This window comes from Vibrio sp. JC009 (genome assembly GCF_029016485.1).
Taxonomy (GTDB): Bacteria; Pseudomonadota; Gammaproteobacteria; order Enterobacterales; family Vibrionaceae; genus Vibrio.
The window spans coordinates 2,274,357-2,298,823 of sequence record NZ_CP092106.1 but is presented as its reverse complement, the minus strand read 5'-3'; the positions used below and the strand labels follow the sequence as shown (position 1 = coordinate 2,298,823).

General features: G+C 47.1%; 16 protein-coding genes. 9 read left to right on the top strand and 7 right to left on the bottom strand.

Going from position 1 to position 24,467, the window contains the following annotated elements; genetic code table 11:
- Positions 1–7: 7 nt before the first annotated feature.
- The 4 genes from L3Q72_RS10185 to L3Q72_RS10170 all read right to left on the bottom strand — a co-directional run bounded on the left by L3Q72_RS10185 (position 8) and on the right by L3Q72_RS10170 (position 4,953).
- Positions 8–964, bottom strand: a complete 957-nt coding sequence (locus L3Q72_RS10185; protein WP_275129840.1) for a calcium/sodium antiporter — start codon at positions 962–964, stop codon at positions 8–10.
- Positions 965–1,178: 214 nt separating this feature from the next.
- On the bottom strand, positions 1,179–2,702 hold the full coding sequence (locus L3Q72_RS10180; RefSeq protein WP_275129839.1) for a polysaccharide lyase family 7 protein: 1,524 nt from the start codon (positions 2,700–2,702) through the stop codon (positions 1,179–1,181).
- Positions 2,703–2,975: 273 nt separating this feature from the next.
- Entirely contained in the window at positions 2,976–3,830 is an 855-nt protein-coding gene (locus tag L3Q72_RS10175) for a co-chaperone YbbN (protein ID WP_275129838.1), read from the bottom strand.
- A gap of 295 nt (positions 3,831–4,125) precedes the next feature.
- The gene (locus L3Q72_RS10170; protein ID WP_275129837.1) at positions 4,126–4,953 is read right to left on the bottom strand and encodes an SDR family oxidoreductase; all 828 of its coding nucleotides are present in this window, start codon (positions 4,951–4,953) and stop codon (positions 4,126–4,128) included.
- 244 nt (positions 4,954–5,197) lie between these two features.
- Here L3Q72_RS10170 and L3Q72_RS10165 point away from each other — a divergent pair, with 244 nt between their 5' ends.
- Positions 5,198–13,762, top strand: a complete 8,565-nt coding sequence (locus L3Q72_RS10165) for a YDG domain-containing protein (RefSeq protein WP_275129836.1) — start codon at positions 5,198–5,200, stop codon at positions 13,760–13,762.
- A 36-nt stretch (positions 13,763–13,798) separates the two neighbouring features.
- Entirely contained in the window at positions 13,799–15,532 is a 1,734-nt protein-coding gene (locus L3Q72_RS10160) for a ShlB/FhaC/HecB family hemolysin secretion/activation protein (RefSeq protein ID WP_275129835.1), read from the top strand.
- Between the two features lie 9 nt (positions 15,533–15,541).
- Here L3Q72_RS10160 and L3Q72_RS10155 read toward each other — a convergent pair whose 3' ends face one another.
- A complete protein-coding gene (locus L3Q72_RS10155; RefSeq protein ID WP_275129834.1) occupies positions 15,542–16,456 on the bottom strand; it encodes a TIGR01777 family oxidoreductase in 915 nt (304 codons plus the stop codon).
- A 258-nt stretch (positions 16,457–16,714) separates the two neighbouring features.
- Between L3Q72_RS10155 and L3Q72_RS10150 the strand changes: the two genes are divergently transcribed.
- Genes L3Q72_RS10150 through yfcE form a run of 5 tightly spaced genes read left to right on the top strand, consistent with a single transcriptional unit; the run spans position 16,715 to position 19,570 of the window.
- A complete protein-coding gene (locus L3Q72_RS10150; protein WP_275129833.1) occupies positions 16,715–17,449 on the top strand; it encodes a DUF1538 domain-containing protein in 735 nt (244 codons plus the stop codon).
- Positions 17,446–18,240, top strand: a complete 795-nt coding sequence (locus L3Q72_RS10145; protein WP_275129832.1) for a DUF1538 domain-containing protein — start codon at positions 17,446–17,448, stop codon at positions 18,238–18,240. The genes L3Q72_RS10150 and L3Q72_RS10145 overlap by 4 nt, the downstream gene beginning before the upstream one ends.
- On the top strand, positions 18,230–18,580 hold the full coding sequence (locus L3Q72_RS10140) for a P-II family nitrogen regulator (RefSeq protein WP_275129831.1): 351 nt from the start codon (positions 18,230–18,232) through the stop codon (positions 18,578–18,580). Before L3Q72_RS10145 ends, L3Q72_RS10140 begins: the two co-directional genes overlap by 11 nt.
- Complete coding sequence (locus L3Q72_RS10135; RefSeq protein ID WP_275129830.1) at positions 18,577–18,981, top strand: CBS domain-containing protein; 405 nt, start codon at positions 18,577–18,579, stop codon at positions 18,979–18,981. The genes L3Q72_RS10140 and L3Q72_RS10135 overlap by 4 nt, the downstream gene beginning before the upstream one ends.
- 43 nt (positions 18,982–19,024) lie before the next feature.
- Positions 19,025–19,570: a phosphodiesterase gene (yfcE, locus tag L3Q72_RS10130; protein WP_275129829.1), complete on the top strand. Its 546-nt coding sequence runs from the start codon at positions 19,025–19,027 to the stop codon at positions 19,568–19,570.
- A gap of 343 nt (positions 19,571–19,913) precedes the next feature.
- Here the strand turns inward: yfcE and L3Q72_RS10125 are convergent, their stop codons facing one another.
- Together L3Q72_RS10125 and L3Q72_RS10120 are read right to left on the bottom strand one after the other, a co-directional pair.
- Positions 19,914–20,438 carry a regulatory protein ToxS gene (locus L3Q72_RS10125; protein WP_275129828.1) on the bottom strand — a complete coding sequence of 175 codons (525 nt, stop codon included), beginning with the start codon at positions 20,436–20,438 and terminating at the stop codon, positions 19,914–19,916.
- A 13-nt stretch (positions 20,439–20,451) separates the two neighbouring features.
- On the bottom strand, positions 20,452–21,291 hold the full coding sequence (locus L3Q72_RS10120) for a transcriptional regulator (RefSeq protein WP_275129827.1): 840 nt from the start codon (positions 21,289–21,291) through the stop codon (positions 20,452–20,454).
- A gap of 289 nt (positions 21,292–21,580) precedes the next feature.
- On the opposite strand from L3Q72_RS10120, the gene htpG reads away from it, so the two are divergent.
- Together htpG and adk are read left to right on the top strand one after the other, a co-directional pair.
- Entirely contained in the window at positions 21,581–23,482 is a 1,902-nt protein-coding gene (gene htpG / locus L3Q72_RS10115) for a molecular chaperone HtpG (RefSeq protein ID WP_275129826.1), read from the top strand.
- A gap of 129 nt (positions 23,483–23,611) precedes the next feature.
- Positions 23,612–24,256 (top strand): adenylate kinase, encoded by a 645-nt coding sequence (adk, locus tag L3Q72_RS10110; protein ID WP_275129825.1) that lies wholly within the window; start codon positions 23,612–23,614, stop codon positions 24,254–24,256.
- Positions 24,257–24,467 lie beyond the last annotated feature (211 nt).

Genomic DNA, 24,467 nt, shown 5'->3' with positions numbered 1-24,467 from the left:
TCAAAGATTAGCCTGCGATGTTATGAAACAGATAGCCCTGATAACCTAAAAAGAGCAGTACCAGAAACAGCCCTTTACTGCGACCTATGACCTGGGTTTTGCTTAGCGTCAATACCACGAGCAGCAAAGAGATCACCAGCATAATGGTAAAATCTCGCTGCATGACAAACACACTTAATTCGCTTGGATTGATCAGAGCCGGAATGCCCATCACAGCCAGAATATTAAATATGTTAGAGCCAATGACGTTGCCGATCGCCATATCATGCTCACCTTTAATCACCCCGGCCATAGAGGCGGCGAGTTCCGGCAGGCTGGTTCCGATGGCAATAATGGTAAGGCCAATCACCAGGTCACTCATCCCAAGAAAAGTGGCAATTGTTACCGCAGACTCCACCATAAGATCAGCTGAGTAAGGCAGCACAACCAAACCTAAAACCACCCAAAACAGTGCGCGGGGGCTGGACACGCCCTCGGGTATTTCAGAGTCTTCTTCGCTTTCTGAATCCGGCGCCTCTTTTTTACCAATCCGGTACATGCTGTACAGAAAAGCAAAGAAGAGTATAAGCAGAGAGATTCCTTCGTATACCTCCAGGTAACTATCCCAAAGCAGAACGCCGGCGAACAGAGTCACAGCCATCATAATTGGCAGTTCCCGTTTGACGATCCCGGAGCTGATGCTTAATGGCTTAAACAGTGCCGTAAACCCTAATATTAAAGCGATATTGGCGATATTCGAGCCCAGGACATTACCAATGGCGGTGTTGGTTTTTCCATCCAGCGCGGCGTTAGCGGAAACCACCATCTCCGGAGCAGAAGAACCCATTGCTAAGATCGTCATACCTATCACCAGCGATGGAATTCCGAAATTATTAGCCAAAGCGGCAGCGCCGTAAACCAGCCTGTCCGCACTCCATACCAACAGACATAACCCTATAATTAAAAATATTATTGCTTGTGTCATCACTCCACCAATCAAACAGAAAAAGAAACGTAAAAACCGGCTGAACGTTTGAATGGTTTTGATATGAAATTATTGAGCATATAATAACACAAATACTTTTGCGGCGTCTGTTTTTTAACCGGGTGGATGATGCTCCCCCTGGTTAATTCAGATAACTGCCAGAAAAAACCTCCAAACAGTGTTGGAGGTTTTCCTCAGGTTAAAGCGTTAGCATTTAGCCTTTGTATTGATCGTGCGTAGCCTGTAGCTTGTAGAATGTTGCCTGAACGTAGTCGTCCATATCACCGTTGGTATTCTGGTTGTATGCACCCGCTTTAAAGTACATGTAACGACCACCCTGGTCATAGCCACTTTCACTCATATCAACGACCTGAACCACATCGTCATGACCTTCACGCTTCAGTGTTACCGTCATGGTGTTGCCTTTTACATCGATCTTGTAGCTAAACTTCTCACCCAGAGCGATACCTTTATCACCAATTTCACCTGTCATATCTCCGACCAGGTTGTAGTAGATATCTGTACCCTTGTTGGTGTTTTCATGTGCAAAGTAGACGGTGCCCGTTGCGTGGTTTGGCAGCTTACGGTAGTAAAGGCGGATTGGTTCATCATCCTTATCATGAATCTGACCTATGATAAAACGACCCACTTCATGGACCTGGCCTGTTGTGGTTGTATGGTCAATCTTAAGTGTCGCTTCCAGCGTACCGTCAATCGCACCGGCCGCCTTCAGATCTTCTACCGGTGATGAACTGAATACCCAGTTGTTGGCATTTACACCCTGACGGTCAATGGTTTCGTCACCACGGCGAAGCATTTCACGCAGCTCCGTACGGGCGTATTTGGTTTTTTTAGAGGTACGGACACCTTTCACATAGCTCTTAAATACCATTCCGCCGTCGTCAGCAGTGTAGAAAACTTCAGGGTGCTGGTAGCCGTTTGCCAGATCCCACTCGTCTACATCATCTGGTTTACCATTCTTATCATGGTCAAAGGGTTGTGACAGATACCACTGAGTTAAGTCGAAGTTGTCACTTGGCGCTTTACCCGCTTCTGGCGTTTCAGGAATGGCTGGAACCGGCAAAGCTTTGCTGGTTTCACATACGACACCATTGTCACACGGGTAGACAGCAGGTGCACCAAAGTCACCTTTACGAAGGTTCTTACGTGTTGCTTTCCATGCCTTCTGGGCCGCTTTCATTTCGGCAATGAGGATTTTCTCGGCAGCCAGCACTTCGTCTGTTGGTTTATGGGTATCCGGACACTCATCAATACTACAATTGACAGCAGCAAGCTCCGTTACAGAGTTCCAACTGTTTTTGGTATTACCATGACCAACGAATTTAATGTAGCGAGCCTTTACTGGTGCGAATTCAAAACGCTCCAGGCCGATCATTTTGCCCGAGCTTTTCTGACCTTCTAATACAGCGATCCAGTCGGTACCATCTTCACTGACCAGCAAGTCAAATGTGGTAACACGTTTATTACCCTTGCTGAATGAGGCTTGAACTGCATTAAATTCATGCACTGAACCATAGTCATACATCGCCCATTCGCCGTCGCCATTTGCAGACCAACGGGAGGTAATATCTTGGTCAAAAAGAAGTCTCGGTACATTACCATCATGTGAGCTCGCTGAAATATCAACAGGAGTAAGCACTGAGCTTCTTTGACAGCCACTCATTAGTGCAACAACAACTGATGTAGCTAAGAAGCTTTTTAATTTGAAATTTTTCATTAGACCTTTCATCCGTTTTTATCAGTTCAGTGAATAATTTGTATTACTAGTCCATTTGGGTAGGGTACGTAATTATTGTAAATAGTTCGTTATAGCAGCGGCCATGTAGGGGTTTGGCTATCTACTATGAAAACGCAAATAAACATAACATAATAAAATACTACAAATAAGTGGTGATGCTCATTTATGAGATCACGGTCTACATGAAGTGGGTGGTGACCGGAAAGTAAAGCGCGGATTAAAAAAACCGGGCAATGCCCGGTTTAGTCAAAATCAGTAAAGAAGGGAGTAGAGTTGCCTGCGGTATTTACCCGCTACCGGATTGCCCTGACCTAAGGCAGAAAGGATGTCCATAAAGGATTTTTTCATCTCTCCATCCAGGCTGTTCAGATCTTTCATCAGATAGCGCCAGAGCAACTCCAGTGCCTCTTCGCTTCTTCCGCTCTGGTGGTATTGCAGGGCAAGCTCTGTGGCGACCGCTGCATCTTCAGGCGCAGCAGCATGTTTCGCTTCCAGAGCCTGGATCTCCGGGCTGTCTTTGGCCTGTTCGTGCAGTTCCAGTTTGGCTATCAGGCCTTTGTAATAGTTGTCCTGATACTCCAGTGGGATATGGCTAAGCAGCTCTTTCGCCTGATCAAATTGCAGGGTTTCCAGCAGGCAGTCGGCCTTAATCAGCTTAACTTCCGCTTTGGTGGAGAACTCTTCAGTTAGCGTACTGATAAGTGACAGAGCTTCGCTATGAGCCCCTTCCTGCAATTTTGCATGCGCCGCCTGGAATGTCATTTCGTCCTGACTTGGCAGGTGCTTGGTCAGCATTTCAGTGATGGCTTCAATGGTCTGAGGGCCTCCTAAGCCGTCAATAGGCTGACCGTTTGCAAACAGTGCGATAGTAGGAAGCGCCTGAACACCAAACTGCCCTGCGATAGCCTGCTCCTGCTCGCAGTTCAACAACGCCAGAGTAAAGGCACCGGCATATTGCTGAGCCAGATTTTGTAGCTGCGGGATAATATCTGCGCTTTCAGGGCTCATTGGTGCCCAGAAGTGGATCAGGACAGGTTTTTCCAGTGAGCTTTCCAGCACAGGACGAAAGTTTTGTTCATTTAACTCGACGATGAACTCAGGCTGCATGAGAAGTTCCTTACTATCAATTTATAACAGGTAAATAGGGTCGATAGTCAGAATTATCAAGTGAAAAGCGGATTTAAATCGGGAACGGCCAAACACCCCTGCATCCATTGGGGTGTTTTCCAGGCTGGTCGAACTAAGGTGTTACAGCGCCAATATCCATATCAGTGCAACACCTAAACCAAGCAGATTCAGTTGGTTTAATGTCATTGCATTACCTGATTACACGATCTGTACGAGTCAGGTTGCTTACTTTAATAGCAGTTTGTGACTATTTTATGACATCAGTGCAATGTTTCTAGTCACTTTTCACCAGTATGCGGTCGAGGGTTTTGACCGGAAGAATTCTGCGTAAAAAGCCGAAAAGATAAGTTGGTTGAGTGACGTAATATCGCGGCTTGGGTCTATCATTTTCCAGAATATGAATCAGAGGTTTTAAAACTGCTTCTGGCGGAAGAGTAAAACGATTGGAAGGTGATTTCTTGCCCAGTCTTTCAATTGTATTCTGATAGCTGCTTTTATGCCGTGAGTGTTCCATATCTATATTAAGGTTGAACATGCGCAGTGCATTTTCCCTGAACTTACTGACGATAGGCCCCGGCTCTATAAGGCTAACGGAGATGTCGGTATCCATCAGTTCAAGCCGGAGTGTATCTGTATAGCCTTCAAGGGCAAATTTACTTGAGTTGTAGGCTCCGCGATATTTCATAGCGACAAGTCCTAAAACAGAGCTGTTCTGGATAATCTTTCCTTTTCCCTGCTTAAGCATGAGCGGGATGACTGCTTTTGTCAGCTCATGCCAGCCGAAGACATTCGTCTCAAACTGTGCCCGTAGCGCATCGGTTGGCAGGTCTTCAATTGCTCCGGTCTGACCGTACGCGGCGTTGTTGAATAGGGCATCCAGCGTGCCCCCGGTGATCTTCAGAGTTTCATTTAAGGCGTTATGAATAGATTCAGGATCGGTTACATCTAACTGGACGCAGTTAAGTCCCTGAGCTTTTAGCTCTTCTACATCCTCAGACTTTCTGCAACTGGCAATAACCTGATAACCGGATTGATGTAACTGCTCAGCACAATATCTTCCGATCCCGCTGCTGCAACCTGTGATTAAAATCGAACCTTTCATGTTTGTCCCTATGTCTCAAAAGTAGAGCAAAGCCTCTTGGTTTATTGCTCTATGATAGGTCTTTACTATACTCAAATAATAAAATAATTGGCTAGATAAATAACTATTAATCAATGTGATATGGCTTATGTCTGAGTTAGGGTTTTAGTATTCAGGCAATTTATCATTCTGGCCAGAGTTATGCCGGGAAAGGAGTTTGTTCCGGCAGTTTATAGAATACGCATGTCTGTCAGGGATGGTAAAAGTGACTACTCTAGCTCTTACTCATTTAAGAGAACGCATTCTGCCTGTGTTGCCGTTTTTGGTGATACCGGCTTTTCCTGTTGTTGCCGCTACCGGTGTGAATGAATTGCCCGCCGGGGGCGAGGTGATTATTGGTGATGCCAGCATTTCCGCTTCCGGAAATACCATGACCATCAACCAGAATAGCCAGAAAGCGGGCATTAACTGGAATACTTTTAATATTGGTTCGCAGGCGAGCGTGAATGTCGTTCAGCCAAATACCTCTTCCTCTTTGTTAAACCGGGTAACCGGTGTCGACCCCAGTCAGATTCTCGGTCAGCTAAACGCTAATGGTCAGGTTATCCTGATTAACCCTAATGGTGTTGTTTTCGGACAGGGGGCTCAGGTTAATGTGGGCTCTGTTATTGCCTCGACGCTTGAACTCAGTAATGAAAATTTTAAAGCGGGTGTACTGGAGTTTAACTCTGACGGTCAGGCTGCTGATCTTTTTAACATGGGGCAGATTCAGGCTGATACGGCGATCTTTATTGCCGGAAAGATCGTAAATGACGGTTCGGTTATCAGCCGGGATGTGGCCTTAGCTGCGGGTAGCCGGGTAAGGGTCAGCTTTGATGAAGAGCAGTTGATTTCTGTCGATGTGGAAGCGGCGGACTGGAATGCGGCTATTGATAATGGCGGCGTAATTGTTGCCGATGGCGGACTTGCCATTGTTAAAGCCAATGTGGCCAGCAGTTATCTTTCAGATGTTGTGTCCGGAGTTTCTGAGTCGGCAAGTGGTGTGGAAATCGTTGATGGCAGAATTAAGCTGGTCTCCTCTTCCGGGACGATTCAGGCGGATGACATTGTTGTTGACGCAGGTGATAACGGCTCGGCCGTTATTTCCGGTGAACTGGATGCAAGTTCAGATACTGCAAAGGGAGGCACAGTTACAGTTACCGGAGGAGCGGTAAGTATTGAGTCCACAGCAGAGGTGCATGCCGATGGTAAAACCGGAGGTGGTGAGGTTTATCTTGGTGGTGGCTGGCAGGGGGAAGATCCTGAGATTCGTCAGGCGGTATCTACCACTATCGAAGAGGGAGCTTTAGTTACTGCCAATGCAACGGAAACCGGTGATGGCGGAACGATTGTAGCCTGGTCCGATATTGATAATGCAGAGTCGGTAACAGAAGTTCACGGTAGCTTAGAAGCCAAAGGTGGCAGCGAAAGTGGCAATGGTGGTCAGATTGAGACTTCAGGCCATAGTCTGGATGTTAACGATATAACCGTTTCTACCAGCGCCGAAAATGGTGAGTCAGGAAAATGGCTGCTGGATCCTTATGATTTCACTATCGCATCATCTGGTGGCGATATTACCGGCGCAACCTTGAGTGCAGCTCTTGCTTCGAACTCTGTGGAAATTCAGGCTGCATCAGGTTCGGTGAGCTGTAGCGGGACCAGTTGTGGCAGTGGTGACTCATCCGGGAATGGCGATATTTATGTTAATGATGATGTTTCCTGGTCGGCGAATACCTTAACGCTGACTGCGGACCGGGATATCAATATTAATGCGACCATGAGCACAACCGGGACAGCAGCGCTGACCATGACGGCGAACAATAATACCTCTGATGATATCGACTATTTCGACGAGTCGGTGGTAACCACAGCGGATGCAACGCAGGATGCACTGGATAGCGTTGGTCGTGTACGTGTGGGGTTGGCTTCAGATGACAGCGGGTTTACCGGCAGTGTCGATTATGGTTCCTCTGGCACACTGACCATTAACGGGCAAGAATACTACGTTATAAATTCTATGGATGATTTGGCCAGTTATTCCGGTGACCTGTATACGGCCAACATAGCGCTGGGCAGCGATATCACAGGTTATTCAGGAAGCGGGCTTGAGTTAGGCTCTAACAGTACAACAACTGACTTTTTTAGCGGTAACTTTAACGGACTGGGTCATACCATTGAAAGTGATGGTTCCAGTATGACAAGCAGTTTTTTGGGCAACACTGCTGATGCCACCATTAGTAATCTTGGTCTGATTAACTTTGCTATCGTTAATTCAAACAGTGCTGATAGTGACCACGGCATCTTTTCTGATTACACACAGGGGCTGACGCTTCACAACGCTTACGCAACCGGGACAGTTTCTTGTACCGGGGGAAATTGCGGCGGTCTGATTGGCCGAATGGGGGGAAGCAGTGAGGTTCTGATAGAAGACACTGTTTCAAAAGTTGAAGTGACTTCAACTGGTAACTCTGTTGGTGGCTTGATTGGCGGGACTCTAAATGGTGGTACTGAAGCTTATGATGAGACCCTGATAGCCAATACGCATATTGTAGATGCATCTGTTAATGCGACCACTGAATCTCATGTTGGCGGTTTTGTCGGCAGTAGCAGTGACATAACTATTCTAAATAGTTATTCGTCAATAGTGGTCACAGGTGGCACAAATACCGGAGGCATGTTAGGTAATGCCGGGGATGTGATTATTGATCAAAGTTATACCAGCGGTAATGTTGCTGGAACGTCTGTCGTTGGCGGGTTAGTTGGCTCCTTTTCCGGAGAGGGTGTGATTTCGCAGTCAAATACATCCGGTGATGTGACTGGCAGTAATGCGAGTGTTGGTGGCCTGATTGGTTCTTCACAAGGGGCAGGTGCATCGGTTTCTCTGAATATAACAGGTAGTTACTCCACCGGAGATATCACTGCTGGAAGTAATGCTTCAAATCAAAGTTATGCTGGTGGCCTGATAGGGCAGGCTGGTCACGGTACAACCAGAGTTGATAACTCCTATGCTCAAGGTGCTGTCACTTCCTCCGGAGGAACTTATACCGGGGGACTTATTGGTGGTGCCGGAACAGATGTTGATGTTGAAGTTAGTAACGCTTATTTCTCAGGAACAGTGAGCGGCAGTAATAATTATATAGGTGGCCTGATAGGCTCAGTGCAAGATATCTCAGTAGAAAACAGTTACGTATCAGGAACCGTTACAGGAACAAGTGATGCCAATTTTGTGGGGGGTATTGTTGGCGGGAGCAACAACGGTGTTGTAACGGTAGATGATTCTTATGTTTCAGGTAACGTAAAAACTTCCGGCTCGAACTGGGCAACCGGGTATGGTGTTGGTGGTGTTATTGGTTACTTGTTTAATGGAACACTCACAGTAACGGATACTGCTGTGTTGGGGAATGTGGAAGGTGGCTCTAATGTTGGTGGCGTCGTTGGACATTTAGATCAATACACCCAGGGAGGACAGGCAAGTATCTCAGACACCTATGTTGCAGGCGATGTGACATCTACCGTTGATACAGGAACAGCTGCAAGCCGGGGTACCGGAGGTTTAATTGGCTGGGTTCGCTACTATGATACATCTTCGTTAGATGTGAGTAATGTATTTGCCTCCGGAACAATTTCTTCTGCCAATGCAAGAATTGTTGGTGGCATTGTTGGGGATGCAGGAACTTCAGCCAACAGTAATTTATATGATTACGACACAGATTCAACGGCAGCCTTTTCTAATGTTTTCTGGCGGGATCAGCAGGATATTGCCGGAGCAAACTTATGCGTTATTGGCGCTTACGGTTGTACAAGCGATGCCGGAAACTCAGGCAGCAGCGATACCAGCCAGATACGTTCACTTAGCACCCAACAGTTTTCCGATACCACCCGTGCCCTGGACGGTTATAACCTCACAGATCTGCTGGGCAGTAATTTTGTTTTTGAGCCCGGAAATCCTTATCCGACACTAGATAACTCTTTAGTTTCCTCGACTGTGCAGGAAGATGCTTTCCCTACGGACTTACTTTTTGTCCAGACTTTAGATGGAACCAGTGAGTATGGCGATACACCATCGGGTCTGGGATACCAGTGGGTTGATTCCGACGGAAACCCTGTTGATCTCTCATCCCGAGGGCTGACCGAAAGCGGAACGACAAGTTACCACTTTGCTTTAACCGGTGATACAGCAGGAAGTGGTGACGGAAGTACCACTGACGGAACGCTTTCTGCCACAACCAATGTGGGTGAATATGACTATGTTTATGACTCAGGGCTGAGCCTGTCAGACTCTGATTACTGGATAGGAAGCTGGGCGAGCACCTGGGATATAACACCCGCTTCTTTGATCATAACAGCAGATGATCAGAGCAAAACATACGGAGATTCGCTAACTATTGATACAGCCGCATTCACTTCTGACGGGCTGAAAAATAGTGAAACGATAGGTTCAGTGACACTAACCAGTACAGATAATTACGCGGGCAGTGCGACCAGTAATGCAGGTACATACACAGGAAATATCCTTGTCAGTGCAGCAACCGGAGGCACCTTTGACAGCAGTAATTACACCATAACTTATGTGGCAGGCGATCTGACTGTTGATCCCAAGGTCTTAACTATTTCAGGCACCAGTGTTTCAGATAAAACCTATGACGGAACCACCTCGGGAAGCGGTACTGCGGGAATTTTAAGTGGTTTAGTCGGATCAGAAACACTTGGTGTGACTATTGATAGCGTCACCTTTGCCAGTGCAAACGCAGGCACACAAACTGCAACAGCTAGCTACCTATTGTCCGATGGTTCAGGCCTTGCCAGTAACTATACGCTTGTAGAAACTTCTCTGAGTGCAACTATAGATCCATTCTCAATAACGATTACCGCAGATGATCTGAGCAAAACATACGGTGACAGCGATCCGACTCTCACATACAGCAGTAATGGTAGTCTGATTTCAGGCGACAGCTTTAGCGGAGAGTTAGCAAGGGATAGTGGTGATACGGTATTGGGCGGACCATACAGCATTAATCAGAATACCCTGAGTATTGACGATGGAAACAGTGGTAATAACTACGATATAACTTATGTATCCGGCGTTTTTACTATTGATCCGAAAGAGCTTGATATCAATGACTTGACGGTTAACACCAAAACCTATGATGGAACCACAGACGCATCAGTAAGCGGTTCAGCGAGTATTACCTCCAGTGGCGGCGTTAACGGTAGTGATGGCGCTGTGATGAATGGTGATACGGTATCTTTGGCCGGAAGTGTCACCAATGCCGTTTATGATACGGTGAATGCAGGAAGTGACAAGACCGTTATCCTGTCAGGTTTGAGTCTTACAGGTGCTGATGCAGACAACTATATTCTGAGTAATACCATTTCGGGAGATATTGAGCAGAAGGTGCTGGATATCACTGGCCTGACGGTGGATAGCAAAGTTTACGATACCACAACAGATGCTTCAGTGAGCGGCAGCGCCAGTATTGTCACTTCGGGAGCGGTGAGTGATCAGGACGGCGCGGTTTATACCGGAGATGATGTAACGCTGGCGGGAATTGCCACGGGCGGAAGCTTTGAAGACGCTGATGCAGGTACGGATAAAGCCGTGACAGTTGACGGTCTGACTCTGAGTGGAGCTCAGTCGGCGAACTATGTGCTGGCAGATATCTCGGGAGATATTGAGCAGAAGGTGCTGGATATCACTGGCCTGACGGTGGATAGCAAAGTTTACGATACCACAACAGATGCTTCAGTGAGCGGCAGCGCCAGTATTGTCACTTCGGGAGCGGTGAGTGATCAGGACGGCGCGGTTTATACCGGAGATGATGTGACGCTGGCGGGAATTGTCACGGGCGGAAGCTTTGAAGACGCTGATGCAGGTACGGATAAAGCCGTGACAGTTGACGGTCTGACTCTGAGTGGAGCTCAGTCGGCGAACTATGTGCTGGCAGATATCTCGGGAGATATTGAGCAGAAGGTGCTGGATATCACTGGCCTGACGGTGGATAGCAAAGTTTACGATACCACAACAGATGCTTCAGTGAGCGGCAGCGCCAGTATTGTCACTTCGGGAGCGGTGAGTGATCAGGACGGCGCGGTTTATACCGGAGATGATGTGACGCTGGCGGGAATTGTCACGGGCGGAAGCTTTGAAGACGCTGATGCAGGTACGGATAAAGCCGTGACAGTTGACGGTCTGACTCTGAGTGGAGCTCAGTCGGCGAACTATGTGCTGGCAGATATCTCGGGAGATATTGAGCAGAAGGTGCTGGATATCACTGGCCTGACGGTGGATAGCAAAGTTTACGATACCACAACAGATGCTTCAGTGAGCGGCAGCGCCAGTATTGTCACTTCGGGAGCGGTGAGTGATCAGGACGGCGCGGTTTATACCGGAGATGATGTGACGCTGGCGGGAATTGTCACGGGCGGAAGCTTTGAAGACGCTGATGCAGGTACGGATAAAGCCGTGACAGTTGACGGTCTGACTCTGAGTGGAGCTCAGTCGGCGAACTATGTGCTGGCAGATATCTCGGGAGATATTGAGCAGAAGGTGCTGGATATCACTGGCCTGACGGTGGATAGCAAAGTTTACGATACCACAACAGATGCTTCAGTGAGCGGCAGCGCCAGTATTGTCACTTCGGGAGCGGTGAGTGATCAGGACGGCGCGGTTTATACCGGAGATGATGTGACGCTGGCGGGAATTGTCACGGGCGGAAGCTTTGAAGACGCTGATGCAGGTACGGATAAAGCCGTGACAGTTGACGGTCTGACTCTGAGTGGAGCTCAGTCGGCGAACTATGTGCTGGCAGATATCTCGGGAGATATTGAGCAGAAGGTGCTGGATATCACTGGCCTGACGGTGGATAGCAAAGTTTACGATACCACAACAGATGCTTCAGTGAGCGGCAGCGCCAGTATTGTCACTTCGGGAGCGGTGAGTGATCAGGACGGCGCGGTTTATACCGGAGATGATGTGACGCTGGCGGGAATTGTCACGGGCGGAAGCTTTGAAGACGCTGATGCAGGTACGGATAAAGCCGTGACAGTTGACGGTCTGACTCTGAGTGGAGCTCAGTCGGCGAACTATGTGCTGGCAGATATCTCGGGAGATATTGAGCAGAAGGTGCTGGATATCACTGGCCTGACGGTGGATAGCAAAGTTTACGATACCACAACAGATGCTTCAGTGAGCGGCAGCGCCAGTATTGTCACTTCGGGAGCGGTGAGTGATCAGGACGGCGCGGTTTATACCGGAGATGATGTGACGCTGGCGGGAATTGTCACGGGCGGAAGCTTTGAAGACGCTGATGCAGGTACGGATAAAGCCGTGACAGTTGACGGTCTGACTCTGAGTGGAGCTCAGTCGGCGAACTATGCGCTGGCAGATATCTCGGGGGATATTGAGCAAAAAGAACTGTCCATAAGTGGCTTAGATATTCTGGATAAGCTTTATGACGGTACAACAGATGCCACTATAAATGACCTTGGAACACTGCTTGGTATTCTTGGGTCTGATTCTGTTTCACTTAATGGTGGTTCGGCCACGGCAAACTTCTCTGATGCAGAGGTGGGAGAGGGTAAAACCGTAATGGTTAACGGCATTACTCTGGCTGGCAACTCCGCAAGTAATTATTTTATAGCCAGTTCATTTATCACTACAGCATCAATAAATCAGGGAGATGTGGTTGATACCGCTGATGTACCAAGCACCACAGACCCGTTGACAGGCAACCTTTTAGATACAGGTGATTCCGGAGACAGTGGCAATTCGGCAGATACCGGAGGCACAGTCAACACCAGTTCCGGTTCTGTAAACACTGACACAGGAATTCTGGCAGATGTTCTGGGACCGGATATCAGCTATGAAGTGGGCTCAGACTTTTATTCCGGCCTGGATGAGTACGGCGCTGCTCCGGGAGCAGGGAGTTCAACGAGCACGGATCCCGCAGGAATTTCAGGGGCAGATACGGGAACAGATACTTCTACAGGTACTTTGGTTACCGCTGAGGCTGATGAAGGGACAGGCACCTCAGCGGACGGTTTGGTTGCTGTTGAAGCAGGAGATTCAGAAATTTCAGCTACTAATACAGGGACCGGTCCTTCAGCAGATAGCACAGAGACAGCTGATGTTGGTGATACCGCATCTCCAGCCGATGATAAAGCTACAGCTTTGGTTGAAGGTGGTGAAGAGGAAGAGACAAACGGTGGTGACACGACAGAAGGTACAACAGAAGTAGCTTCAGCGGATGATGATACAGATGTAGACTCGGATGAGGGTGAAAAGCCAACGGAAATAGCCTCTGCCGATGGCGCTTCACCTGAAACTGACCAGGGACAGTCTGTCCATGATGATCAGCAACCTGATCAGCTTGTGGACACAGGTGAGCCAACGGAAACGGCTCTGGCGAATTACGAAGCACAGCTTGATGATGAGCTGGATCGTATTCTGATTATAGACAAAGAACCCCATACTGAAGAGTCTGCCCATCTTGGTTATCTGAAGGTATTTGATATGACAGATCCTGTACTGGAGTCTGATACCAACTATCTGGTCTTTATTCCGAAAAGAACATTTAACCATACCGAAACAGGCGAAAAGGTCACTTACAAAGCGGAAATGGATGATGGAAGTGAGTTGCCTTCATGGATTCATTTTGACTCTGAAAATCTGAGTTTCTCTGTTAATACCAAAGACGGAGCGCCTGCAGGGAAACTGGATATCCATGTACAGGCCGAGGACTCAACCAGCATTGTGGGAATGGCCTATTTTAGCTTTAATTTTTCCGGGTAATGGAATTTATAAAAAACAAATAAAAACAGGATGTATATGATAAAGACCAGATTTGAGGGTCGTCAGTTTGCAGTGTCGGTTCTGGCTTTTTCAGTCGCTTTTCCTGCTCTGGGGGCAAATACACCGGATGCAGGTCAGGTGCTCAGGGATGCGCAGTTACCTTCGGTCAAACCGGAGACACAATTAAAATCACAGGTTAAGCCTGAGTTAAAGCAGGAGCCCGCGCAGCGATTCGGGCCGTTTTTTCAGGTTTTCGATATTGAGATCTCCGGTTCAACCCTGTTTCTCCAGGAAGACTTTACAGATCTTAAGCAGATGGCTATTGGGCCAAAAGTGTCCATCAGTGATTTAGACAGCTTATGTAAAGCGATTGACCATCACTATGTACTTAGCGGATATCTTGCGAAAACGTCGATTCCTGAGCAGGACATTACCAGTGGCCATGTGGTTTTAAAGGTTACCGAGGGGAAACTGGGTGATGTGGTGATTAATACCCATGAAGATCATTTGCGCTTTTCTGAAATCCGGGCTGAAAAAATTACAAGGACAGATCAGCCGGACAGCGGCTTGCTGAATTTACCTGCCCTGAGAAACTCCATGCAGGTGCTGAATAATATGCCGGGCGTGAATGCCAACGCAAGACTGGTTCCCAGCCAGAGAGTGGAAGGGACTGATGTTATTGTGGGTATGGAAAACAGTGAGCTTACCAAAACACAGATCCAGCTGGACAATCATGGTTCACGAAGTACAGGAAGAGAGAGAGCACTGGGTACACTGGTGCTGGATGGTCCCTTTGGCTTTGGTGACAGGTTAGCCGCTATAGCGATGAAAACCGAAGGCATTGAAATGCTTCAACTGTCTGGTTCGGTGCCTGTTTCTGATTACGGCTCAAGGTTAAGTGCATTTTATTCCACCCTAAACTATGAAATCGTAAAAGGGCTGGATGGGATAGATGCAGATGGCAAATCTGAGTCATTCAGTCTTCAGTATGACCACCCGAGACTTCTGGCTCCCGCTTTTAATTCCAATGAAACGGTCAGTTTTAGTTCTACGCAACTGGAAGACTATATCGTTGGCGTTGAGACTTCGGATAAAGATGTTAATGCCCTCAGTTTAAGTAGCCGTGGGACAATTAAAGATGACCAGTTGTTCGAAAATGCGAGTCCGGAAAATGGCACTTATTATCTGTTTACCCTGACAGGCGGCAGAGTGGATTTATCCGGCAACGCCTCTGATCTTGAACAGGATGAAGAGAGTGCCGGTGTTCACGGCTCTTTCAGTAAGCTTAACTTTGAGTTAAACCGCTCAGAATCGTTTATTTCCGACTCTCTTTTGAGGTTAAGCCTGAAAGGGCAATTGGCGAATGAGAATCTGGATTCATCCCAACAGATGAGCTTAGGTGGTGCTTATGGTGTGCGGGGTTATCCCGTAGGGGAGGCTTCAGGTTCTACCGCTTTTCTTGCCAAAGCACAGGTTCATAAACTGGCTTCTGAAACGCTGGATATTTTTGGATTTCTGGATGCTGGCTGGGTGCGTCTGAATGAAAATAAATGGGACGGCTGGGAGAGTGATAACAGCGGTATTCCCAATGAATACGCACTCTATTCATTTGGAGCAGGAGCAAACTGGCAACCTGGCTCTAATGTGAGATTTAACGCGATGGTGGCTCATGTGCTTGGACCGAATCCGGGCGCTGACAGCAATGGTAATAACGCTGACGGCAAAGATGATGACGCCAGATTATGGCTACAACTGGTGGTGGATATCTGAGTCAGATAGCTAATGCTGATGCTCAATAATGTTTTTCAGAGCAGGCTCCAGCCTTGAATAAGCAAAATTAAAGCCCAGCTCGGTCAGGTGCTTGGGCTTGGCTCTGATGCTGTCAAACAGCAGACAGTCAGCTTCGCCCATAACAATATCGAAAAACCATTTTGGTGTGGATATAAAGACAGGTCTTTTCAGAGCGTTCCCCAGTGTTTTACTGAACTCATGGTTGTTTACCGGGTGCGGCGCAGAGAAATTAAAATGGCCTTTGGCATGTGGCGTTTCCAGCAGATACAGAATGCCTTTGACCATATCCTGAATATGAATCCAGGGCATATATTGCTTACCTGAGCCCAGAATACTACCAAAGCCCATTTTAAACGCGGGAAGCATAAGTTTTAAAGCGCCACCCTGGGTGCCCAGTACCAGCCCGGTTCTTATCAGGCAGACTCGGGTATCGTAGTGATCCGCCTTCAGGGCCAGATTTTCCCAGGTGGTGCAGACATGGTGGGTAAATCCGTCATGATAGGTATGCAGAGACTCGTCAAAGGGGTGTTCCTGCTGGTCACCATAAATGCCAACCGCAGAGCCGCTGATAAAGACCGAAGGTGGTTCTGTGCTGGCGTGGATAAGCTCCACAATCTGCTCAGTGATATTCCAGCGGCTCTGACAGATCTTTTTTTTCTGCTTTCTTGTCCAGCGTTTTCCTGCAATAGGCTCACCGGCAAGGTTAATTACAGCATCAAAATGATTCAGGTCGCTGAAGCTTTCAAGAGAGGTGATATAGGTAATGTTGCCGTTATCGGCGTGGCTTAGGGTCTGTTTTGCTCTGTCCGGGTTTCTGGTCAGCAGCACTATCTCATGAGTAATCAATTGTTTAACCAGCTCTGAGCCAATAAATCCGGTTCCTCCGGTTAATAGTATCTGCATACGACCTCCCTGTATTCGCTCTGTTAATTATAGTGCCCCGCCGAAAGATCAAAAGTCTTTTGCGCAGCTTTGATGAAAACCACTGGTTTTTAAGCACAGAGCTGATATGTTAACCAAAGAAGGTAAATGTCTCATTTTTGTAAAGACACATAAGAAATATCTATATTTGTCGACATGTTAGCTACATACTTAATGGAGTATGTTGAATCTAAGTATCAATGACAAATCGAGGAAAAGTACTGGCCAGGGAGGAAGTCTATGAGTGCGATAATTGCTTTATTTAAAGCAATGCTTGGCAGTTTACGTGACCTTCTTCCGATTGTGTGTGTGATTGCCTTTTTTCAGCTGGTGGTGCTTCAGGAGCCACTGCCCAATATCGCCTCAATACTTTTCGGACTGCTTCTGGTTGTCCTTGGTCTTACCTTTTTTATTTTCGGCCTGGAGATGGGGCTTTTTCCCATCGGCGAATCCATGGCGCAGTCCTTTGCCAGAAAGGGGAGCGTGTTCTGGCTGATTCTGTTCGCATTTTGTCTCGGCTTTGGTACCACAATCGCAGAGCCTGCTTTAACCGCTGTTGCCGCAGAAGCCGCCCAGGTGGCTGCCGAAGGGGGGCTAATCCAGCATACCGAAGAAGAGATGGGCAGCTATGCCAATGGGCTCAGGATAACCGTAGCTCTGTCAGTCGGGATTGCCATTGTGCTTGGGGTTATCCGGATCATCAAAGGCTGGCCGATTCATGTCATGATCATTGCAGGTTATATCGGTGTGGTAACCCTGACCTGGTTTGCACCTGAGACCATTATCGGTATCGCTTATGACTCTGGCGGTGTGACCACCTCGACGATCACCGTACCCCTGGTGACCGCACTTGGTGTCGGACTGGCTTCTTCAATTAAAGGCCGGAATCCCATGGTAGACGGCTTTGGCCTTATCGCCTTCGCCTCTTTGCTGCCTATGATGTTCGTTATGGTTTACGGGATGGTGTTGTCATGATTAGCGTAGACCAGCTGGTAGGTACTTTTCTTTCCACCGTGCGCGATGTTGTTCCGATTGCGGTGATTATCTTTGGCTTTCAGATTGCTGTACTGAGAAAGCCGGTGACTAACCTTAGCCGCGTATTGCTTGGTTTTTTCTATGTGATACTGGGGCTTTCACTCTTCCTGCTGGGGCTGGAGATGGCCCTGTTCCCGCTGGGGGAAACCATGGCAACCCAGCTTACCGCGCCGGAGTTTCTGTATAAGTTTAAAGACAGCCTCACAGACTCCCTTAGCTGGATAGATTATTATTGGGTCTACATTTTTGCCTTTACCATAGGTTTCAGTACCACGATTGCGGAGCCGTCTCTGATTGCCGTTGCCATTAAAGCTAATCAGGTTTCAGCCGGGGCGATCAGTGTAAATGGCCTGCGGATTGCGGTAGCCCTTGGTGTTGCCATCGGTATCTCTTTGGGGAGCTACCGGATTGTGGTTGGGGATCCGATTCACTACTACATTATCGCCGGATACGTGGTGGTGGTGATTCAGACCTATTTTGCTCCTAAGTTAATTGTGCCGCTGGCCTATGACTCAGGAGGGGTAACCACATCGACGGTGACCGTGCCTCTGGTAACGGCTTTGGGGCTTGGACTTGCGTCTACCGTGCCGGGGCGTAACCCGGTTATTGATGGTTTCGGGCTTATCGCATTTGCCAGCCTGTTCCCTATGATTTCTGTTATGGCTTATGCCCAGATTACTCAGTGGATAAACCAGAATTCAACCTCGAAGGAGAATGAGAATGCGCTTTAAATTGATCTTAGCTTTCGTAGAGGATGCAAAAACCGATGCCGTCCTGGATGCTGCACGAGAAGCTGGAGCGACCGGAGCGACAGTCATTAATAATGCCAGAGGAGAAGGCCTTAATCAGAAAAAAACCTTCTTTGGGCTAACGCTGGAAGTTCAGAAAGATGTATTACTTTTTGTTGTAGAGGAGCACCTTTCCCGCCATATTCTTGAAAAAATTAACGAGGTGGGAGAGTTCGACGCAGAGTCGGGGCAGGGAATTGCCGTACAAATAGATATAGAAGATGCAGTGGGTGTCGCGCATCAGGTCGAAACTTTAACCAGAGTGGTAGAGGATGAGCTATGAGCAAACATGAGATAATTCGGGTTCGTGATGTAATGGCGAATACTTATGTGATGGTCGATGGTTTAACAACGGTGCAGGAAGGCATTCGCCTGGCGCGTGAACACGCGGTAAAGGCGCTGATCGTAGACAAAAGAAACGATGATGATGAATACGGCATTGTTCTTATGAACGATATCGCCAAGAAAGTACTGGCAAAAAACCGTTCAGGAGAGAGAACCAATATCTACGAAATAATGACTAAGCCTGCCCTGTCAGTGGACCCGGAGATGAACGTTAAATACTGTGCCAGACTGTTTGAAAGGTTTGGGATCAGCCGGGCGCCTGTTATCGAAAACGGTAAGATTATCGGCATGGTGAGTTACAACAATATTGTGGTAAATGGTATGGCCCTGGATACCTGATATTTGGGTACAATAGAAAAAAACAGAACTCAGGGATTATTTTATGAATCTTTTTTTTGCGTCGGATCTGCATGGCTGTCTGACGACAACTCAGGAAACACTGGCAAAATTTGATGCATCTGATGCGGATATTCTTGTACTGTTAGGTGACCTTCTTAATCATGGCCCAAGGAACTCTGTCCCTGAAGGTTATGATCCTGCTGCGGTGGCAGACTTGCTTAATAGCTACAAGGATAAAATCATCGCGGTTCGCGGCAACTGTGACAGCGAAGTGGATCAGATGTTGCTGCAGTTTCCTATGATGCTGGACTCTTCCTGGATACTGCTGGAATCGGGTAAGCGGATTTTTCTTACTCACGGACATATCTACAATAGCAGCAACAGGCCAGCACTAAAAAGTGGCGATGTTATTGCCCACGGTCATACCCATCTTCCGGTTGCGGAGCAGGATGGCGAGCAGATTATTTTTAATCCGGGTTCAGTCACTTTCCCTAAAGGTGGTTTTGTCCGCAGCTATGGCTTGCTTGAAGATGAAATGCTGAAGGTAGTGAGTTTTGAGGGTGAAGTGCTGGCAGAGACCAGAATATAAGCGGTTCCGGTGAGAAACGAATACCGATCAGGATGAGAATTCCCCACGTTTGTCTGACTTTTATACACAAATATTAAAGTGTTCAGAGAATGGTTCTCCCCCTTGAGTGAAAAAGCCTAATTGGTTGATAAAGCTAATAGAAGGGGGAGTTAGAGGGGGTTGGTTATACAATAATTAACTAAATCGTAGAACCTTAAACCTCTAAGCAGCAACCCCTCCTAACCTCCCCTTGGATGTAACTTTTTCTAAAAACCGACCTTTCGTGTCTAAGGGGAGGAATTTTTCTCTGTCCCATTAGACTTGTGTATCAGAGACAGATTTTTGTGGGGATTTTTATAGGTTGTTAATTTGAAGACAGAACCCGTGAACCGTGGTCAAGGCTTGTCAGCAGGATGGCTCTGCTGTTAATCACATCCACCCTTCTGCTCTGTTGAGCATCTGAAACAAATAGTCCTTTAATGATGTCGACCTGCTCCTGACTCAGTGTTTTAGGGCGCGGTGCTGAAGAGTCTTTAAACTCAGCAGGATTAACCAGCAGATATTGATCTGACAGCTCCCATGATCCTGTTTCAGAGATGCCCAGCGTACCAACCAGAGTCTGCTCTTTATCAAAGAGTTCAATGTATGAAACTCTGATATAAGAGTAATTTGGCAGATATTTCACATTGCTTCTTACCGTTACCCTGGCAAGCTGGTTTAAAGGGTTTTCCGGATCATTAACAATGGTTTCAGACAGGAGTGTTGTCATGGTCGACTGCCACTCTTTGGATGTCAGCTCTCTTTCTATCTTTATATCAGAAGCAAAGTAAAGCCAAAGGCTGAAGATGCAGGAAAGAACTAATGTAACCAGTGCGATTCTTTGTTTCATGTCAGCTCCTGCTTTAGCGGCAAAGTTGTTCGATATCCCGCTGATCGGTAATCAACTGGATAGTACTGTTGTCGTTTGAGTATTCTTCGGCGTGTATTGTATTCAGAATGATGTTGTTCCTTGGGCCTGCCGTAATAATAATCTCTGCTGGTTTTCTCTCTCCCGGGTGGTTTTCCAGGTAGGTATCAATACATCGCTTGACGGTATCCTGCCAGGAATTCAGTGGCGGATGTCCGATTGTGGTTTCAATTGGCACACCGCGAACGTTATCAATGACTTTCATTTTCGACCTTACCGGATCGGCTGAAAGATAAACAAATGCCGGTAACAGAAGGGCAATCAGATATACAAATTTATAGGCAAACTTGGTGGTATAACGCACCTTTTCACCAGCTGGTTCAGAAGCTGGTTTTTCTTCGGTTTTAATAGTGCTGGCAGAACTTGCAGCAGATATTGCCGTTTGAATATCTGCTTCGCTTCTCTCCATACTTTCTTCAGATGAATCTTCATCAAGTGCTTCTACCGTTGCGATAAACTTGTAGCCACGTTTTGGCACAGTTTTTACAAACTGAGGTTGCTTTGTTGAGTCACCGAGCATCTTTCTCAGGGTTGAAATTGCCTGAGTCAGGCTTGAATCATCTACCTGAAAACCCTGATCACGCCAGACAAACTCATGCAGCTCATCTCTGCTGATAATTTTGTTAGGATTTTCTGAAAGCATAAGCAGAATTCTGCTTTCGTTGCTGCCGAGACGGATAACTTCACTGTCGCTTGATAAGTCCATTAGCGAGTTATTGTTCGGATCAAAAGTAAATTTTTGAGCAAGTATGAACTTGGTGTCTGTCTGATTCATTGAAATTTTCTTTTTTAACCCTATATACGTAGAAACCGTGTGTAAAAGAACAGCGAGCTGAGCCACCTGAAAGGTTAGTTTTTTACCTTTTTTGAGGTTTGTGCGGGGAAGAATAAATAATCTTCCTTAAAAAAAAATCGTTTTTAGAATTCTTTACAGTAAATTTACACAGCAGGCGTAGTTTACTATCCGTCTGTGCAGTATACAACTGAAATGTGATTGAGTTCATAAAGATTTCTCAATTTTTATTATTCACAATGTCATCGAAAGCAGAATTAATGGAGCTAAAATGACCGAGACAGCTACTCACAACAAAGAAACTTTAGGTTTTCAAACTGAAGTAAAACAGTTACTTCACCTGATGATTCACTCTCTGTATTCAAACAAAGAGATCTTCCTGCGTGAGCTTATCTCAAACGCGTCGGATGCATCGGACAAGCTGCGTTTTCAGGCTCTGTCTGATACCGCACTATACGAAGGTGATGCCGATCTGGGCGTAAAACTGACCTTTGATGCCCAGGCGAAGACCCTTACGGTTACTGATAATGGTATCGGTATGAGCCGCGAAGATGTGATTGAACACCTTGGTAAGATTGCAAAATCAGGTACAGCAGATTTCTTTGCCAAGCTTTCTGAAGACCAGAGCAAAGACTCTCAGTTGATTGGTCAGTTCGGTGTAGGTTTCTACTCCGCGTTTATCGTTGCTGATGCTGTAACCGTCCGCACCCGTGCAGCCGGTCTTGCGGCAGATCAGGGCGTGCAGTGGCACTCTTCTGGTGAGGGTGAATACACCATTGAAGACATCACTAAAACTTCTCGTGGTACAGACATCATCCTACACATGCGTGAAGAGGGTGAAGAGTTCCTGTCTGAATGGCGTCTGAGAGATGTTATCAGCAAGTACTCTGACCATATCGGTATTCCGGTTTCTATCTGGACGGTTGAGAAAGACGAAGAAGGTAATGACAAAGAGGGCAAGTGGGAGCAGATCAACAAGGCCCAGGCTCTTTGGACCCGCAACAAGTCAGATATTTCGGAAGAAGAGTATAAAGAATTCTACAAGCATGTTTCTCATGACTTTACTGACCCGCTGCTGTGGAGCCACAACCGCGTAGAAGGTAAGAATGACTACACCAGCCTGCTTTATGTGCCTTCAAAAGCACCGTGGGACATGATGAACCGCGACCATAAGAGTGGTCTGAAGCTGTATGTTCAGCGTGTGTTTATTATGGATGACGCTGAGCAGTTTATGCCGTCTTACCTGCGTTTTGTTCGTGGCCTGATAGATTCCAACGATCTGCCACTGAACGTATCGCGTGAAATTCTTCAGGATAACAAGGTAACTCAGTCCCTTCGTAATGCGTGTACTAAGCGAGTGCTTACTATGCTTGAGCGTATGGCGAAAAAAGATGATGAGAAATACGCTTCTTTCTGGAAAGAGTTTGGTCAGGTGATGAAAGAAGGCCTGGCGGAAGATATGTCTAACAAGGAGAAGATCGCGGGTCTTCTGCGTTTTGCTTCAACCAATACTGACTCTTCGGAGCAGACAGTGTCACTGGCTTCTTACGTTGAGCGTATGAAGGAAGAGCAGGACACAATTTACTACCTGACAGCGGACAGCTATGCCGCGGCGAAGAACAGTCCGCACCTTGAGCAGTTCAAAGCCAAAGGCATCGAAGTTGTGCTTATGTACGACCGCATCGATGAGTGGATGATGAGCTATCTTACTGAGTTCGATGGTAAGCAGCTTCAGTCCATTACCAAAGCGGGTCTTGATCTGAGCAAGTTCGACGATGAAGAAGAAAAAGAGAAGCAGAAGGAAACGGAAGAAGAGTTTAAGTCTGTTGTTGAACGCACAAAAGAGTATCTTGGCGATCGCGTAAAAGAGGTTCGCACTACATTTAAGCTGGCGACAACGCCTGCGGTTGTGGTAACGGACGATTACGAGATGGGGACGCAGATGGCGAAATTGCTTGAAGCGGCGGGTCAGGCGGCTCCTGAAGTGAAGTATATCTTTGAGATCAACCCGGAGCACGACCTTGTTAAGCGTATGGCTGACGAGGCGGATGAAGTGGAATTTGGCCGCTGGGTTGAGCTGCTTCTTGGTCAGGCGATGCTGGCAGAGCGTGGCTCTCTGGAAGACCCGAGCCAGTTCCTTGGCGCGGTAAATAAGCTTCTGACTAAGGTGTAACAGTCAAAAGTTCTTAAAGGTGATATAAATTGCTTCACCCTAAGGCCCGTATTCTGTGCTAGAATCGCGGGCCTGAATATGAAAGTAACGATTTAAACGGATCGTTTATCAATATAAAGAGGATATAACATGCGCATCATTCTTCTGGGTGCACCAGGTGCCGGTAAAGGTACACAAGCTCAATTCATCATGGAGAAGTACGGTATTCCACAAATCTCTACTGGTGACATGCTACGTGCAGCTATCAAGGCTGGTACTGAGCTTGGTAAGCAGGCTAAAGCAGTTATCGATGCTGGTCAGCTTGTTTCTGATGAGATCATCCTTGGTCTGATTAAAGAGCGTATCGCACAGGACGATTGCGAAAAAGGTTTCTTGCTTGACGGCTTCCCACGCACAATCCCTCAGGCTGATGGCCTGAAAGAGCTTGGCGTAGATGTTGATTACGTTATTGAATTTGATGTAGCTGATGACGTGATTGTTGAGCGTATGGCTGGCCGCCGTGCACACCTTGCATCAGGCCGTACTTATCACGTTGTTTACAATCCGCCTAAAGTTGAAGGTAAGGATGACGTAACGGGTGAAGATCTTGTTGTTCGTGATGACGACAAAGAAGAGACTGTACGTGCTCGCCTTGGTGTTTACCATGAGCAGACTGCTCCGCTTATCGAGTACTACGGTAAAGAAGCTGAAGCTGGCAACACTAAGTACCTGAAGTTTGACGGTACTAAGCAAGTTGCTGAAGTTAGTGCAGATATTGAGAAAGCACTGGCATAATTTTCAGTTCAGTCTGATATAGTATGAGCGGCCTTTTTTAAGGTCGCTTTTTTTTGCTGTTTATCCGGAGATCGTGGCGGGTTAAGGGTACCTGATTGCACAAAACGCTCGGGCCGTCCATGGGCGCTCAAACTTAGCCATCCATGGCTAAGTATGTTTGTTCCATCAGGTACCCTTAACCCACCACATGAAACTCCTGCGTTCGAAAAAT